The 14825-nt window shown below is 69.2% G+C and carries 12 protein-coding genes; 7 read left to right on the top strand and 5 right to left on the bottom strand.

Annotation, left to right across the window (positions count from 1 at the left end):
- Positions 1 to 109 precede the first annotated feature (109 nt).
- Positions 110 to 1042, bottom strand: a complete 933-nt coding sequence (locus AC1HIL_RS39105; RefSeq protein WP_479669514.1) for a LysR family transcriptional regulator — start codon at positions 1040 to 1042, stop codon at positions 110 to 112.
- A 211-nt stretch (positions 1043 to 1253) separates the two neighbouring features.
- Between AC1HIL_RS39105 and AC1HIL_RS39100 the strand changes: the two genes are divergently transcribed.
- From AC1HIL_RS39100 to AC1HIL_RS39085, 4 genes are read left to right on the top strand one after another with little or no spacing between them, the layout of a single operon-like run.
- The gene (locus tag AC1HIL_RS39100; RefSeq protein ID WP_479669515.1) at positions 1254 to 2447 is read left to right on the top strand and encodes an efflux RND transporter periplasmic adaptor subunit; all 1194 of its coding nucleotides are present in this window, start codon (positions 1254 to 1256) and stop codon (positions 2445 to 2447) included.
- Complete coding sequence (locus AC1HIL_RS39095; RefSeq protein ID WP_479669516.1) at positions 2444 to 5650, top strand: efflux RND transporter permease subunit; 3207 nt, start codon at positions 2444 to 2446, stop codon at positions 5648 to 5650. The genes AC1HIL_RS39100 and AC1HIL_RS39095 overlap by 4 nt, the downstream gene beginning before the upstream one ends.
- On the top strand, positions 5647 to 7158 hold the full coding sequence (locus tag AC1HIL_RS39090) for an efflux transporter outer membrane subunit (protein ID WP_479669517.1): 1512 nt from the start codon (positions 5647 to 5649) through the stop codon (positions 7156 to 7158). Before AC1HIL_RS39095 ends, AC1HIL_RS39090 begins: the two co-directional genes overlap by 4 nt.
- A 7-nt stretch (positions 7159 to 7165) precedes the next feature.
- Positions 7166 to 8254 (top strand): NADH:flavin oxidoreductase, encoded by a 1089-nt coding sequence (locus AC1HIL_RS39085; RefSeq protein WP_479669518.1) that lies wholly within the window; start codon positions 7166 to 7168, stop codon positions 8252 to 8254.
- Between the two features lie 15 nt (positions 8255 to 8269).
- Here the strand turns inward: AC1HIL_RS39085 and AC1HIL_RS39080 are convergent, their stop codons facing one another.
- Both AC1HIL_RS39080 and AC1HIL_RS39075 read right to left on the bottom strand, forming a co-directional pair.
- Positions 8270 to 9181, bottom strand: coding sequence for a LysR family transcriptional regulator (locus tag AC1HIL_RS39080; protein ID WP_261206069.1), 912 nt, complete (start codon positions 9179 to 9181; stop codon positions 8270 to 8272).
- A 23-nt stretch (positions 9182 to 9204) separates the two neighbouring features.
- Positions 9205 to 10149: a LysR family transcriptional regulator gene (locus AC1HIL_RS39075; RefSeq protein ID WP_479669519.1), complete on the bottom strand. Its 945-nt coding sequence runs from the start codon at positions 10147 to 10149 to the stop codon at positions 9205 to 9207.
- A 205-nt stretch (positions 10150 to 10354) separates the two neighbouring features.
- On the opposite strand from AC1HIL_RS39075, the gene AC1HIL_RS39070 reads away from it, so the two are divergent.
- Positions 10355 to 10726 carry a DsrE family protein gene (locus AC1HIL_RS39070; RefSeq protein WP_261206070.1) on the top strand — a complete coding sequence of 124 codons (372 nt, stop codon included), beginning with the start codon at positions 10355 to 10357 and terminating at the stop codon, positions 10724 to 10726.
- 33 nt (positions 10727 to 10759) lie between these two features.
- Here AC1HIL_RS39070 and AC1HIL_RS39065 read toward each other — a convergent pair whose 3' ends face one another.
- Complete coding sequence (locus AC1HIL_RS39065) at positions 10760 to 11659, bottom strand: LysR family transcriptional regulator (protein ID WP_261206071.1); 900 nt, start codon at positions 11657 to 11659, stop codon at positions 10760 to 10762.
- 130 nt (positions 11660 to 11789) lie between these two features.
- Between AC1HIL_RS39065 and AC1HIL_RS39060 the strand changes: the two genes are divergently transcribed.
- Together AC1HIL_RS39060 and AC1HIL_RS39055 are read left to right on the top strand one after the other, a co-directional pair.
- Entirely contained in the window at positions 11790 to 12725 is a 936-nt protein-coding gene (locus AC1HIL_RS39060; RefSeq protein ID WP_057589894.1) for a pyridoxamine 5'-phosphate oxidase family protein, read from the top strand.
- 2 nt (positions 12726 to 12727) lie between these two features.
- Entirely contained in the window at positions 12728 to 13684 is a 957-nt protein-coding gene (locus tag AC1HIL_RS39055) for a PDR/VanB family oxidoreductase (protein ID WP_422098761.1), read from the top strand.
- A gap of 4 nt (positions 13685 to 13688) precedes the next feature.
- On the opposite strand, the gene AC1HIL_RS39050 is transcribed toward AC1HIL_RS39055, so the two are convergent.
- The gene (locus AC1HIL_RS39050) at positions 13689 to 14570 is read right to left on the bottom strand and encodes a LysR substrate-binding domain-containing protein (RefSeq protein WP_261206074.1); all 882 of its coding nucleotides are present in this window, start codon (positions 14568 to 14570) and stop codon (positions 13689 to 13691) included.
- Between the last annotated feature and the right edge of the window lie 255 nt (positions 14571 to 14825).

Here is a 14825-nt window from a genome sequence, read left to right as displayed (position 1 = left end):
TTTGGTGGATGGATGTCGATGCAAAAAATTCTAGGAACGCGCCGACGATTCATCTACGGGCGCCACTCGAATTCATCGTTCGGCCGCCCGAACAATGCGGCGGCCCGCCTCAAGGGGCGGGGTGCGCATCGACCCGCCAGCCCGCCTCCGCCTTGCCCACCACGCCGCCCACCCAGTCCACGAAGGCGCGCACGGTGGGCGACAGGTGGCGGTTCTGCGGGTAGAGCACGGAGAGCGGCGCGGCCGGCGCGGCATAGTCGGCGAGCACCCGCCGCAGCTGTCCGCTGCGCAGGTGCTGCTGCACCATGTAGCTGCCCGCGCGGATCAGGCCCAGGCCCTCGAGGCCGCAGGCCACGTAGGCATCGGTGTCGTTGACGATGAGGCTCTCGCGCATGGCGATGCAGCGGTCCTCGCCGTTCTCCACGAAATGCCACTCGAGCGAGCGCGCCGTGCGGCTCGAGAGATAGCCCACGGCCTTGTGCCGCGCCAGGTCCTCCAGCGTCTTCGGCGTGCCATGGCGCTCCAGGTACTCGGGCGAGGCGCAGCTCACCCAGTCGAAGGCGCCGATGCGCCGGGCCACCAGCGTGGCCGAATCCTCGGGCGTGCGCGCGCGGATGACGCAGTCGATGCCCTCCTGCACCAGCTCCACCGTCCGGTCGCTCACCGTGAGCGTGAGCTCGACATCGGGATAGCGCGACTGGAAGTCGCGGATCGAGGGCAGCACCACGAGGCGCGCGAGCGAGAGCGTCATGTCGACGCGCAGGCGCCCGCGCGGCCGTCCGGCGCTGCCGGGAAAGCTGGACTCGACGGCCTCGATCTCGGCCAGCAGCCGCCTGCAATGGTCGTAGTAGAGCGTGCCTTCGGGCGTCAGGCTGATATGGCGCGTGGTCCGCTGCAGCAACCGCGCGCCGAGGAATTTCTCGAGGTCCTTGACCGCGCGCGTGACGCGCGACTTGGGCAGCACGAGGCTGTCGGCGGCCCGCGTGAAGCTGTGCATCTCGACGACGCGGGCGAAGATCTGCATCGATTGCAGGCGGTCCATTCGATCTCTCCTTGGCCCGGAATTTATTGCTCGAAGCGAAACAAGTATAGGTTCGGCTCCCTCGATGTCTGGCGCCTTTCCCTCTGAATTCAAGGGCCGAGGCCGAATCCACTGTTCCATTCAAGGCAACAAACTTAGCCAGCTTCAGGGCTAGATGTTCGTGCGCCGCGCGCTCAGACTGCGGGCCATTCAACCCTCTCGAGCAACTCGCATGAATCCCCTCCAGAAGCATCCCCTCGCGGCCATCGTGGCCGCGATCGCGGTGGCCGGCGCGGGCAGCGTTCTTTGGAAGCATGGCTCCGAAGCGCATGCCGCGCCCGCCACCGCGGCTCCCACCGTCAAGTACCGGCCGGCCCAGCAGCGATCGGTGTCCGACTCGCAGGACTACACGGGACGGCTCGAAGCCGTCGACCTCGTGGACATCCGCCCCAAGGTGCCCGGCACGCTGCTGGCCGTGCATTTCAAGCCCGGCCAGCATGTGCGCCAGGGCGAACTGCTGTTCACCATCGACCCCGCGCCCTACGAGGTCCAGGTGCGCCAGGCGCAGGCCGCCGTGGCGGGCGCCGAGGAACGGCAACGCCTCGCCGACCTCGAGCAGGCGCGCGCACGGCGGCTGCTCGAATCGGACTCGATCGCGCGCCGGGAATTCGATGCGCTCGACAACGCGGCGCGCGCGGCGGCCGCATCGCTCAAGGGCGCGCGGGCTTCGCTGGCCCAGGCCAGGCTGCAGCTCGACTACACGCAGGTGCGGGCACCGATCGCGGGCCGCATCTCGCGCGCGGAGATCACCGCGGGCAACGTGGTCGGCGCGGGCGGCGATGCGGTGCCGCTCACGCGCATCGTCTCCGACGGCAAACTCTACGCCGCCTTCAACGTCGACGAGCAGAGCTACCTGCGGCTCATCGCGCCGTCGCTGCGCGCGGGCGCGCAGCCGACGGTCGCGGTCGGCCTCGCGAGCGACGACGGTTTTCCCCATGCGGCCGCCATCGAGGCGCTCGACAACCAGATGGACACCCGCTCGGGCACGGTGCGCGTTCGCGCTCGCATCGACCGCGTGAGCCCCGACATGCTCCCGGGCCTGCAGGCGCGCATCCGGCTGCAGGGCGGCCTGCCCTACGAGGCCGTGACGGTCGACGATGCGGTGGTCGGCACCGACCAGGACCGCAAGTACGTGCTGGTCGTCGATGCGCAGAACAAGGTCGAGCGCCGCTTCGTCGAGCTCGGCACGCTGCACGGCCGCGATCGCGTGCTGCGCAGCGGCGTCGCGCCCGGTACCAGGGTGATCGTGGACGGCGCGTTCCGCGCGCCGCCGGGCACCGCGGTGTCGGCCGAGGCCGCCGAGCCATCGGCGGTGCCCGATGCGCCGACCGCGTCCGCGCGCGCCGTCGACGGGGGCCGGTCGTGAACATCTCGAAGTTCTTCATCGACCGCCCGATCTTCGCGGGCGTGCTGTCCGCGCTGATCCTGCTCGCGGGCATCGTCGCGGCCTTCCACATGCCGGTCTCGGAATACCCGCAGGTCATTCCGCCCTCGGTGGTCGTGCATGCGCAGTACCCGGGCGCCAACGCCAGGACCATCGCCGAGACGGTGGCGGCGCCGCTCGAGCAGTCCATCAACGGCGTGGAGGACATGCTCTACATGGACTCCAAGGCCAGCGGCGACGGCCATCTCTACCTGACGGCGACCTTCAAGCTCGGCACCGATCCGGACCGGGCCCAGCAGCTGGTGCAGACGCGCGTGTCGCAGGCCCAGCCGCGGCTGCCGGAGGACGTGCAGCGCCTGGGCGTCACGGCCATCAAGAACTCGCCGATCATCACCATCGCCGTGCACATGGTCTCGCCGAACGGGACCTACGACAACAACTACATCAGCAACTACGCCATCCTCCACGTGAAGGACCGGCTGGCCCGCATCGCGGGCGTGGGCGACGTGGTGGTGTGGGGGCCGGGCGGCTATGCCATGCGCGTCTGGCTCGACCCGGCCGCGCTGGCCGAGCGCGGGCTCGGCGCGAGCGACGTGGCGGCCGCGATCCGGCGCCAGAACATCCAGGCCGCGGTCGGCACCATCGGCAGTTCGCCCGCGTCGCCCGACACCGCCTTCCAGCTCAACGTCAACGCCGACGGGCGCCTCAAGTCGCCCGAGGAGTTCAAGGGCATCGTCATCAAGTCCGATGCCAACGGCGCGATCACGCGCCTGGGCGACGTGGCGCGCGTGGAACTGGGTGCCGAGGACTACGGCATCCGCGCCACCCTGGACAACGCGCCCGCCGTCGCGGTGGCCGTGCAGGAAGCGCCGGGTGCGAACTCGCTGCAGATCTCGCGCGAGGTGCACAGCGCCATGAAGGAACTCGAGAAGGAGTTCCCGCAGGACGTGGTCTACCGCGTCGTCTACGAGCCCAGCCGCGCCGTCCAGTCCGGCATCGACGCCGTGATCGAGACCCTGCTGGAGTCGGTGGCGCTGGTCGTGCTGGTGGTGTTCCTCTTCCTGCAGACCTGGCGCGCCTCGATCATTCCGCTGCTCGCGGTGCCGGTCTCGATCGTCGGCACCTTCGGCTTCCTGCTGCTGGCCGGCTACTCCATCAACACGCTGTCGCTGTTCGGCCTGGTGGTCGCGATCGGCATCGTGGTCGACGACGCGATCGTGGTGGTCGAGAACGTGGAGCGCAACATCGCGCGCGGCCTGGGCCCGCGCGAGGCCACCTACCAGGCGATGCGCGAGGTCAGCGGTCCCATCGTCGCCATCGCGCTCACGCTGTCGGCGGTGTTCCTGCCGCTGGCCTTCCTGAGCGGCCTGACCGGCGAGTTCTACAAGCAGTTCGCGGTCACCATCGCGATCTCCACCCTGATCTCGGCGGTGAACTCGCTGACGCTGTCGCCGGCGCTGTCGGCGCTGCTGCTCAAGGGCCACGGCGACGCGCCCGACGCGGTGACGCGCGTGACGCAACGGCTGTTCGGCCGCTTCTTCGCGCGCTTCAACCGCCGCTTCGACCGCGCCTCCGAAGGCTACGGCAGCGGCATCGGCCGCCTGCTGCGGCACAAGGGCGCGCTGCTCGTCGTCTACGCGGGCCTGCTGGGCGCGACCTGGTGGCTCACCGGCCACGTGCCGGGCGGCTTCGTGCCCGCGCAGGACAAGGAGTATCTCGTCAGCCTCGCGCAACTGCCCGAGGGTTCGACGCTCGATCGCACCGAGGCGACCATGAAGCAGATGAACGACATCGCGCTCAAGCATCCCGCCGTGATGGGGACCTCGAGCTACAGCGGCCTCTCGATCAACGGCGTGACGAAGAGCTCGAGCACCGCGCTGACCTTCGTGCTGCTGAAGCCCTTCAAGGAACGGCCCGGGATCAGCGCCGAGCAGGTGGTGGCCGACCTGAGCCGCGAGTACGCCGGCATCGGCCATGCCTACACCGGCGTCTTCCCGCCGCCGCCGGTCTACGGCCTGGGCACGCTCGGCGGCTTCAAGCTGCAGATCGAGGACCGCGCGGACCTGGGCTACGAGGCGCTCTACAAGGCAACCCAGGCCTTCGTCAAGAAGGCCTCCGAGGCACCCGAGCTCGCTTCCATCTACTCGACCTACACGGTCAATGTGCCGCAGCTCAAGGTCGACATCGACCGCGCCAAGGCACAGCAACTGGGTGTCGATACGCCGGCGGTGTTCAACACGCTGCAGTCCTTCCTGGGGGCGTACTACGTCAACGACTTCAACTTCCTGGGCCGCGTGTACCAGGTGCGGATGCAGGCCGACGCCAGGTTCCGCTCCAGGCCCGACGACATCGGCCAGCTGCACGTGCGCAGCGAGTCGGGCCGCATGGTTCCGCTCGCCTCGCTGGCGAGGATCAGCCAGACCTACGGGCCGGACCAGGTGGTTCGCTACAACGGCTTCACGGCCGCCGACGTCAACGGCGCCCCGGCGCCCGGCTATTCCTCGGGCCAGGCGATGGCCGCGATCCAGCGGATCGCGGCCGAGACGCTGCCGCCGGGCATGAGCTACGAATGGACCGACCTGACCTACCAGCAGATCATCGCCGGCAACAGCGCGGCCTGGATCCTTCCGCTGTGCGTGCTGCTGGTGTTCCTGGTGCTGGCGGCCCAGTACGAGAGCCTCACGCTGCCGCTGGCCATCATCCTGATCATCCCGATGAGCATCTTCTCGGCGCTGCTCGGCGTGTGGCTCACCCGGGGCGACAACAACATCTTCACGCAGATCGGGCTGATCGTGCTCGTCGGGCTGGCGTCGAAGAACGCGATCCTGATCGTCGAGTTCGCGCGCGAGCTCGAGATGGCGGGCCTATCGACCGCGAAGGCCGTGATCGAGGCCTGCCGCCTGCGGCTGCGCCCGATCCTGATGACCTCGCTCGCCTTCGTGATGGGTGTCATCCCGCTGGTCGCGTCGACCGGCGCGGGCGCGGAGATGCGCCAGGCGATGGGCATCTCGGTGTTCTTCGGGATGATCGGCGTCATGCTGTTCGGCCTGTTCCTCACACCGCTGTTCTATACGCTCGTCAGGTCGCTCGGCAGGGGCAGGCCGCTGCACGCGGCGGCGCATCACGAGGCGCCGGCGCTCGCCGCGCGCCATCTCGAACCCATGCAACCGGAGGGCCGGGCATGAGCCGCTTCATCCCCACACGGAACCTGCTGGCCACGGCGGCCATCGCCTTCCTGCTGTCGGCATGCTCGCTCGCGCCCACCGAGCAGCGCCCCGGCATCGACATCCCCGCGAGCTACCGGCAGTCCGGTGCGCCTTCCGACGCGATGCCGGCGGAAGAACCCGGCCGCTGGAAGCCGGCCGAACCCGCCGACCACCAGGCGCCCTCGCCCTGGTGGGGCGTCTTCGGCGATCCCGTGCTGGTGCAGCTCGAGGAGGAAGCGCTGCGGGCGAATCCCGACGTGGCGATCGCGATGGCACGGCTGAAGCAGGCGCGCGCGCTGACCTCGCGCAGCGAGTCGGAACGCTTCCCCGAGATCGACTCGGGCTTCGGCCCGACCCGCCAGCGCGGCACGGGCGCGGCCGCGGGGCGCGGAGACGGCTCGCCGGGCAGCACGCAGACGCTGTGGCGCGCCCAGGCTTCCGTGGCCTACGAGGTCGACGTCTTCGGCCGCGTCGCCTCGGGCATCGCCGCCGCGCGGGCCGACGAGGCGCGGCAACGCGCCCTGGCGCACCAGATGCTGCTGCTGGTGCAGGCCGAGGTCGCCGGCACCTACTTCGGCCTGCGTCAGCTGGAGGGCGAGCTGCGCCTGCTGGCCGACACCGTGGCCTTGCGCGAGGACGCCGCGGCGCTGCTCGAGCGCCAGCTCGGCGCGGGCGCCGTGGCGCGCCACATCGTCGACCAGGCGAGGACCGAACTGTTCACGGCGCGCGCCGAGCACCTGGCGGTGGCGCAGCAACACGCGCAGGCCTCGCACGCGCTGGCCATCCTGCTCGGCAAGGCGCCGGCGAGCTTCTCGCTCGCCGCGAAGCCGCTGGAAGCCACCGTCGTGCAGTTGCCGCCGGGCCTGCCCTCTGCCCTGCTCGAGCGCCGGCCCGACATCGCGGCCGCCGAGCGCGCCATGGCCGCGGAGAACGCACGCATCGGCGTGGCGAAGGCCGCGTACTTTCCCTCGCTCGCGCTGACCGGTTCGCTCGGCTACGAATCGGCCGCGCTCGGCAACCTCGGCAACTGGTCGCAGCGCACCTTCCTGCTGGGTCCGCTCGCGGGCACGATGCTGAGCCTGCCGCTGTTCGACGGCGGACGCCGCGAGGCCGAGCTCGACCGCGCGCGCGGCGCCTACGAGGAGAGCGTGGCGCAGTACCGCAAGACGGTGCTGCAGGCCTTCCGCGAGGTCGAGGATGCGCTGGTCGCGATGCGGACCCTCGATGCGCGCATCGCCCAGCAGCGCGAGGCCGATGCGTCGGCCGCGCGCGTGGCCCGGTCCGCGAAGGCGCGCTTCGATGAAGGCGACACCGACTACCTGGCGGTGGTCGACGCACAGCGCACGCGCCTGCGTAACCGGCAATCGCTGATCCAGGCCGAAGGCGCGCGCGCACGCGCGAGCGTCGACCTCGTGCGCGCGCTCGGCGGCGGCTGGGAAGCCACCGGCACCGCGGCGCATGCCCGTTCCGCACCCTCCTCGTCCTGAAGATTCCATGTCCCATTCGAAACTCTTCGAGCCTCTCACCCTGCTGCACGGCCCTCCGATGCGCAACCGCTTCATGCTGGCGCCGCTCACCAACCAGCAAAGCGAGGTCGGCGGCGACGCCTCCGAGTTCGACCAGGACTGGATCGCACAACTCGCGCGCGGCGGCTACGCCCTGATCCAGACCTGCGCCACGACCGTCGAGGCCGGCGGCATCGCCTTCGCACGGCAACTGGGCATCCACAGCGACGCCCATCTGCCGGGCCTGCGCCGCATGGCCGACGCGATGCGCGAAGGCGGCGCGCTGTCCGCGGTGCAACTGCACCATGCGGGCCATCGCGCCAATCCGCGGCTGGGCGGCATTCCGGCACCGGCCTCCGGCGACACCCTGCCTGGCATCGATGCATTGACGACCGAGGAAGTCGAACGGATCCGCGACAGCTTCATCGCGGCCGCGCAACGCGCCGAGCGCGCGGGCTTCGACGGCGTCGCGATCCATGGCGCCTTCGGCTGGATCCTCTCGGAGTTCATGTCGCCGCTGCTCAACGACCGCACCGACCGCTATGGCGGCAGCGTCGAGAACCGCGCCCGCCTCACGCTCGAGGTGATCGAGGGCATCCGCCGCGCCTGCGGTCCCGCGTTCCAGATCGGCCGGCGCCTGTCGATCGAGCGCTACGGGCTGCGGCTCGAGGAATTGCGCGACGTCACCGCCGACATCCTCGACCGCGAGCTGATCGATTACCTCGACCTCGCGCTGTGGGATTCGGCCCAGGTCGTGCAGCAGGGCACGCTCCAGGGCCGCACCATGCTCAGCGTCTTCACCGAACTGCCGCGCCGCGGCGTGCGCGTGGGAGCGGCGGGCCGGATCATGAGCGCCCGGCGCGCGGCCGAGCTGCTCGACGAGGGATGCGACTTCGTGCTGGTCGGCCGGGCCGGCATCCTGCAGCGCGACTTTCCGCTGCGGGTGATGGAGAACCCGCTGTACGACAGTCCGAGGCTGCCGGTGACCGCCGACTACCTGCGCGCGGGCGGCTTGAGCGAACGCTTCATCGCACACATGCGCGGCTGGCCGCACTTCGTCCACCCCGCGAGCCCCTGAGTTCGGGCGCGGGGACTATCCCTGGTGCATGGCCGGATGGCTCTTGAAGAGATCGGCCGCCCAGTCCACGAACACCCGCACCTTGTTCGACAGATGCCGGTTCTGCGGAAACACCACGTGGATCGGCATCGGGTCGTTGCTCCAGTCCTCGAGCACGGGCACGAGACGGCCGTCCTCGATCATGGGCCGCAGCAGGAACTCCGCCATCTGCACGATGCCCAGCCCCGACAGGCCCGCGGCCGTGTACGCATAGCTGTCGTTCAGCGCGATCCGCCCGGGCAGCACGAGCTGCACGCGCTCGCCGCCGCGCGTGAAGTCCCAGTGGAACATCTCGCCCGTGCGCGCGGAGAAGTAGTTGACGCAGCGATGCCGCGCCAAGTCGTCCGGATGCAGCGGACGGCCATGGCGCTCGAGGTAGGCCGGCGAGGCGCAGGTGGTGTAGTGCATGGCCCCGACGCGGCGCGCGATCAGGCTCGAGTCCTCGAGCGCTCCGCCGCGCACCGCGCAATCCACGCCCTCCTCGATCAGGTCCACGGGCCGGTCGCTGCAACCCAGCTCCAGGTGGATGTCGGGATAGCGCGCGAAGAAGTCGGGCAGCGCGGGGATGATCACCAGGCTGGCCAGGCCGGTCGGGGCGTCGACGCGCAGGCGCCCCGAGGGACTGCGCCGCGTGCGCGACAGCGATTCGTCGGCCTCGCGCACGTCCGACAGGATGCGCAGGCACCGCTCGTGGTAGGCCGCGCCGTCGGCGGTCACGCTGACCTTGCGCGTGGTCCGGTGCAGCAGCTTCGTCGCGAGCGAGGACTCCAGCGCCTGGATCAGCGTCGAGACCGTCGCCTTGGGCAGCTTCAGGTGCTCGGCCGCGCGCGTGAAGCTGCCCGTGTCCACCACCTGCACGAAGACCTCGATCGCCTGCAGCTTGTTCATCGCTCGCCCTGCCCCGCCGCCCGTCATGCGAGGAACGCGCGGGTGCCCGCGGCCTGCTGGAGGATCCAGTTGCAGAAGCTGCTCACCTCGGGACGGCCGGCCGCGTTCGGGTTGACGATCATCCAGTAGGCGCCCGGCCCCGCGGTGCGGAACGCCTCGCCGAACACCTCGCGCAACTCGTTGCGCCCCAGCAGGTCGGCCACCAGCGGCAGCCGCGCCAGCGCCAGCGCGTGGCCCGCCACCGCGGCCTGCACCTGCTGGTAGGTGAAGTTCAGGTGCATCCAGTTGCGCGGCTCCAGCTCGGCATGGTTGTGGATGCGCAGCCAGTGCCGCCAGCTCGCGCGGCCGGCCGAGGCATAGGCGTCGTCCTCCTCGACCAGCGTGTGCCGCGCGAGGTCGCCGACGTTCTTCAGCGGCGGCGCATCGCCGAGTTCGATCTGCCGCGCGAAGGCCGCGCTCATGACCGGCGTCAGCGACTCGTTGAACAACCGCGTGGCACCGGCGGGCGCGAACTTGGGCGCGCAGTAGCGCAGGAACACGTCCGTGTCGGGACTCTCGATCGGCGCCATCGCATCGCTCGACGAGACGCGGATGTCGATCTCGGTGTGCTCGCGCTGGAACTGCTCCAGCCTCGGCAACAGCCACAGCGAGGTGAACGAGGCGAAGGTGCTGACGGTGACGCGCGCCTTGGCGCTGGGCGAGCGGATCTGGCGCACGGCCTCGTCGAGGCGGTCGAGCATCGGGAACAGCGCCTTGACCAGCACCCGGCCCTCGGCGCTCAGCTCGACCGAGCGCGTGCTGCGCGCCAGCAGCGTCGCGCCGATGTCGCTCTCGAGCGCCTGGATCTTGCGGCTGACGGCCGACTGCGTGAGATGGAGTTCGGCCGCCGCGGCATTGAAGTTGAGATGCCTCGCGACCGCGGCAAAGGCGCGCAGGGGTCCGATCGATAGAGGTCTTTGACGGTCCATGGAAAGAGTGATGGCACCGCATCGCGAGACGGACCGGCGCATGCGGGACTCTACGCAAGAACACCGCGCCGGGTGCGACGCGCGGCGCAATTGTGAGTTGCGTTCGCCGATGCATCGAATCGTTGGTCCAAACCTAAGATCGACTTCGCCAGCCCGAACTACGGGCTGTCTTCTCGATTCAATGCAACCGATTCAAGGTCTTTCAATGAAATTCGCCATCTTCGTTTTCTCCGATCCCAAGGCCGGGGAAGAAGCCGTGGGACGCCTCTTCAATGCGCTCGCGACCGCCTACGACTTCAAGCAGCGCCATGTCGAAGTCGCCATCTATTTCCAGGGGACCGGCACGCGCTGGGCCGGCGTGGTCGGCAATGCCGACCATCCGGTGCATGGGCTCTACAAGGCCGTCGAGGACAAGGTCGCGGGCGTGTCCTGCGGCTGCGCCGACGTCTTCGGTGCGCGCGAGGACGCCATCAAGAACGGCTTCGAACTGCTGAGCGGCAACGACGTGCCGGGCACTTCCGGACTGCCGAGCATCGGCGCCCTCGCGGCCGACGGCTTCACCATCCTGACCTTCTGATCGATCGATTCGAACTCGCCGCGCCCGGGAGTCCTAGAGCGCGGCGAGTTCGCGGCGCAATCTCGGTCCGACCAGGTCGATGAAGCTTCGCACCCTGGACGAGCCGAAGCGGCTCTCGCGGTGCAGCAGGTGGATCGGCAGCGAGCCGCTCGCGTAGTCGGCCAGGATCGCGCGCAATTCGCCGCTGCGGACCTTGTCGGCCACCTGGTAGCACGGCAGGTTCACGATGCCGATGCCGCGCACGGCCGCGTCGATGGCGGCATCGCTGCCGATGACATCGAGGACCGGCTTGAGCTTGACCGAGATCGCGCTGTCCTTCGACCTGAACTTCCACACCGCCACCTGGGCCGACACCTCCGCGGCCACGATCCTGTGCTTCTGCAGGTCCATCGGATGCACCGGCTCGCCGTGCTGCTCGAGGTAGGCCGGCGAGGCATAGCTGAGCCTGCGCACCTGGCCGACCTTGAGCGCCTTCATGCCCGAGTCGGGCAGCTCGGCGATGCGGATGGCCACGTCGAAACCCTCGTCGATCAGGTTCACGGTGCGATCGAGAAAGATCGCCGAGATCTCCATCTCGGGATAGAGCGCGAGGTATTCCTTGATCAGCGGAATGATGAAGAGCCGGCCGAACACCGTCGGCGCGGTGATCCGCAACTGGCCGCGCGCGACGACGTTGGCGCCGATCACCGAGGCCTCGGCGCGATCGACCAGCTGCAGCACCGCGCGCGAATCCTCGAGGTACCGCTGCCCGCTCTCGGTGAGCGCCAGGCCCCGGGTGTTGCGCTGGAAGAAGGCGACGCCCATCTTCGATTCGAGGTGGTTGATGGCGCGCATGGCCGCGGCGGCCGAGATGTCGAGCCGCCGCGCACCGCCGGCCAGGCTTCGTTCCTCGCCGACGGCGACGAACACCGTCATCAAATGAATGTCGTCCATGTCACCACCATCTTTCCGGCTCGACCGCCCTGCGTCGCGCGCAATTATCAATTGCGGTCCGCTTCCTTTCGGGTCGCCGCGTCGATCGGCACAATTTTTTTCCAATGACCGTTCCCGAAAGCATCGACCCATGACGACCAGCGACACCCTGTTCCACGAAGGCGAATTGATGGCCCAGCGCAATGCGGGCGAGAGGGACATCGCCGAGCGCAACGGCGCCACCGTGGGCCGCACCATCGTCCGGGGCGCCCTGCCCTTCGTGCGCCAGCAGAAGACGGCCTACGCGGCCAGCCTGGACCGCAACGGACAGGTGTGGGCCTCGATCCTGCTGGGCGAGCCGGGCTTCCTGGCCCCCAGCGACGACGCCGCCGCGCTGTCGGTCGACCTGGGCAAGGTCGCGCGGCTCGATGCCGATCCCTTCTGGGAGAACATCCGGCACGATGCGCGCATCGGCCTGCTGCTGCTGGAGCCGCAGAGCCGGCGCCGTTTGAAGATCAACGGCGAGGCCCATCTGGAGAGCGATCGGCTCGAGGTCCAGGTGACCAAGTCCTTCCCCATTTGCCCGCGCTACATCCATCGGCGCGAAATCACGCTCCCGCACCCTGGCGAAGCGGCGCCGTCCTCGACCGCCAGCCATGGCCATGAACTGGGCCCCGAGCAACTCGCGCTCATCGGCGACGCCGACACCTTCTTCCTCGCATCGGCGCACGCCACGCGCGGCGCGGACTGCTCGCACCGCGGCGGCCCGCGCGGCTTCGTGCGGCATGCGGGCGATGGCGTGCTGAGGATTCCCGACTACAACGGCAACAGCATGTTCAACAGCTTCGGGAATTTCCTGCTGAACCCGCAGGCGGGCCTGGCCTTTCCCGACTACGAGCGGCGCCGCGTGCTGCAGCTGGCCGGCACGGTCGAGATGATGTGGAACCAGTCCGATCCCGCGGGCCTCACGGGCGGCACCGGAAGATTCTGGGAGTTCAGGACCTCGCACTGGATCGAGAGCGAGCTGCCGGCGACGCTGCAGGCGAAGTTCATCGAGTTCTCGCCCTTTCTGCCGAAGGTGGACTGAACATGCGACTCACCGTGACGAAGGCCGAGGCGCTGGCCGCCGGCGTGCGGCTCATCCGATTGCAGCATCCCGCCAACGAACGCCTTCCCGGCTTCGATGCCGGCGCGCACATCGAACTGGGATTCGATGTCGATGGGCAAAGCCTGCTGCGCAAGTATTCGCTGGTCTCCGACACCGGAGCGCTCGACCGCTACGACATTGCGGTGAAGCGCAACGACAGCGGCCGCGGCGGCTCGCGTTTCCTGCACGACGTGCTGGCCGTTGGCGACACGGTGGAAGTGTCCACGCCGGTCAATGCCTTCGGCATCGCGCCTGCCGCCAGCCACCACGTGCTCATCGCCGGCGGTATCGGCATCACGCCGATGCTCGGCATCGCATCGGCGCTGAAGCAGCGCGGTGCTTCGTACGAACTGCACTATGCGGCCAGGCACGAGCGGGAAATGGCCTTTCGCGACCGGCTGCTCGACGAGGGGCACGACAAGCTGTTCCTCTACGCGACGCGGCAAGGAGAATCCCCGCGGCGCATCGATGTGCAGGGGCTGCTGCAGCCTCGCTCTCGCGACGAGGGCGTGCACTTCCATGTCTGCGGCCCGGCGAAGCTCATCGACGATGTGCGGCTGGCGGCCACGGCCCTCGGCATTGCGTCGTCGCGCATCCACTTCGAGAGCTTCGGACCCGCGTGGAGCGCCACCGACACGAAGGTCCGGCTCGCATTGACCGAATCGGGCCTCGAACTCGAAGCCTCGCCGGGAACCACCTTGCTCGACGCGGTCGAGGCCGCGGGCGCGTGGATCCCCTCGGACTGCAGGCGCGGCGAGTGCGGCGCCTGCATCGTGAGCTACGGCGGCGGCACGCCGATCCACCGGGACAACTGCCTGACTCCGCAGCAGCGCACGCATTCGCTGTGCCTGTGCGTGTCCTGGGCCGAGCCGGGCGACGCGCTCGTGCTGCGGGCCTGAACCCTCAGTTCAACGCCTCGCGACCGCGCAGGCGGTGCACGAGCAGCTCGACGAACTCGCGGGCCCGCGGCGATTCCCAGCGGTCCCGCTCGCAGACGACATGGATCGGCCACGGCGGTTCCTCGTGGTCCGCCAGCACGATCGCCAGGCGCCCGGCCTGCCGGTGGGTGGCGATCTGGTAGGAGAGCAGTTGCGCGATCCCGCTGCCGCGCACGACGGCCTCGATGGCCGCGTCGTTGGTCCCGACGATCAGCCGGGGCGCGAGCCGCAGCGCGAGGTCCGCATCGCCCGAGCGAAACCGCCATTCGTTCCCCGGCGACAGGGGCGCGGCCGAAACGATCGCATGCCGGGCGAGTTCGGAGGGATCGCGCGGCGTGCCATGCGCCTTCAGGTAATCGGGCGATGCGCACAGCACGCGCCGCACCTGCCCCACGCGGATGGCCTTGAGCCCGGTGTCGGCCAGAAAGCCGATGCGTATCGCGACATCCATCCCCTCCTCGCGGAGGTCGACGATGCGATCGAGGAAATAGCCGGAGATGCTCATGCGCGGAAAGCGCCCCAGGTACTCCTCGATGCACGGCATCACGTGCGAGATGCCGAACAGCGCGGGGGCGGTGACATTGAGGTGTCCCTGCACGGCGCTGCTCACGCCACGGGCCGTCTCGGCCGCATCGGCGAGCTTCGCGAGGATGAGCTTCACGTCTTCCAGGTAACGGTGGCCGACATCGGTGAGCCTGACGCTGCGCGTGGTGCGCAGGATGAGCTTCACGCCCAGGTGCTCTTCGAGAGCGGCGATCGCGCGCGTGACGGCCGGCGCCGACATGCCCAGATGCCGCGCCGCGGCCGCGAAATTCTGCGCTTCGGCCACCGCGAGAAACACGGTCATCAGGTGCGCGCGATCCACTGCGGTTGCTACGGTTGTGGGGTCTGGATGAGGAAGGGCCGGAGCATTCTACGTTTGGGTTTCGCGGCTTCTCCTGGCCATCGGCGCCAGCCGAGCGTCGCCGATTCCCGCTGAAGAACCCTTTTCCATAGTTTCCCAATAAGGAAACAAAAGAACCGGATCGTGCCAACGGCGGCGGGCCGCCGAACGCATGGCCGGCGCCTGGGATTGTTCAGCATCAAGAACAATCTGCCCCGT

The sequence above is a fragment of the Variovorax sp. ISS6 genome, from assembly GCF_056523145.1.
The sequence above is the reverse complement of the archived record's forward strand: the minus strand, read 5'-3'. Positions and strand labels throughout refer to the sequence as shown.

Bases quoted from the DNA above. Each gene is read 5' to 3' on its own strand.
- AC1HIL_RS39060 (WP_057589894.1), top strand. From the start codon at position 11,790: ATGACGACCAGCGACACCCTGTTCCACGAAGGCGAATTGATGGCCCAG.
- AC1HIL_RS39100 (WP_479669515.1), top strand. From the start codon at position 1,254: ATGAATCCCCTCCAGAAGCATCCCCTCGCGGCCATCGTGGCCGCGATC.
- AC1HIL_RS39090 (WP_479669517.1), top strand. From the start codon at position 5,647: ATGAGCCGCTTCATCCCCACACGGAACCTGCTGGCCACGGCGGCCATC.
- AC1HIL_RS39080 (WP_261206069.1), bottom strand. From the start codon at position 9,181: ATGAACAAGCTGCAGGCGATCGAGGTCTTCGTGCAGGTGGTGGACACG.
- AC1HIL_RS39055 (WP_422098761.1), top strand. From the start codon at position 12,728: ATGCGACTCACCGTGACGAAGGCCGAGGCGCTGGCCGCCGGCGTGCGG.
- AC1HIL_RS39105 (WP_479669514.1), bottom strand. From the start codon at position 1,042: ATGGACCGCCTGCAATCGATGCAGATCTTCGCCCGCGTCGTCGAGATG.
- AC1HIL_RS39075 (WP_479669519.1), bottom strand. From the start codon at position 10,149: ATGGACCGTCAAAGACCTCTATCGATCGGACCCCTGCGCGCCTTTGCC.
- AC1HIL_RS39065 (WP_261206071.1), bottom strand. From the start codon at position 11,659: ATGGACGACATTCATTTGATGACGGTGTTCGTCGCCGTCGGCGAGGAA.
- AC1HIL_RS39085 (WP_479669518.1), top strand. From the start codon at position 7,166: ATGTCCCATTCGAAACTCTTCGAGCCTCTCACCCTGCTGCACGGCCCT.
- AC1HIL_RS39050 (WP_261206074.1), bottom strand. From the start codon at position 14,570: ATGACCGTGTTTCTCGCGGTGGCCGAAGCGCAGAATTTCGCGGCCGCG.
- AC1HIL_RS39070 (WP_261206070.1), top strand. From the start codon at position 10,355: ATGAAATTCGCCATCTTCGTTTTCTCCGATCCCAAGGCCGGGGAAGAA.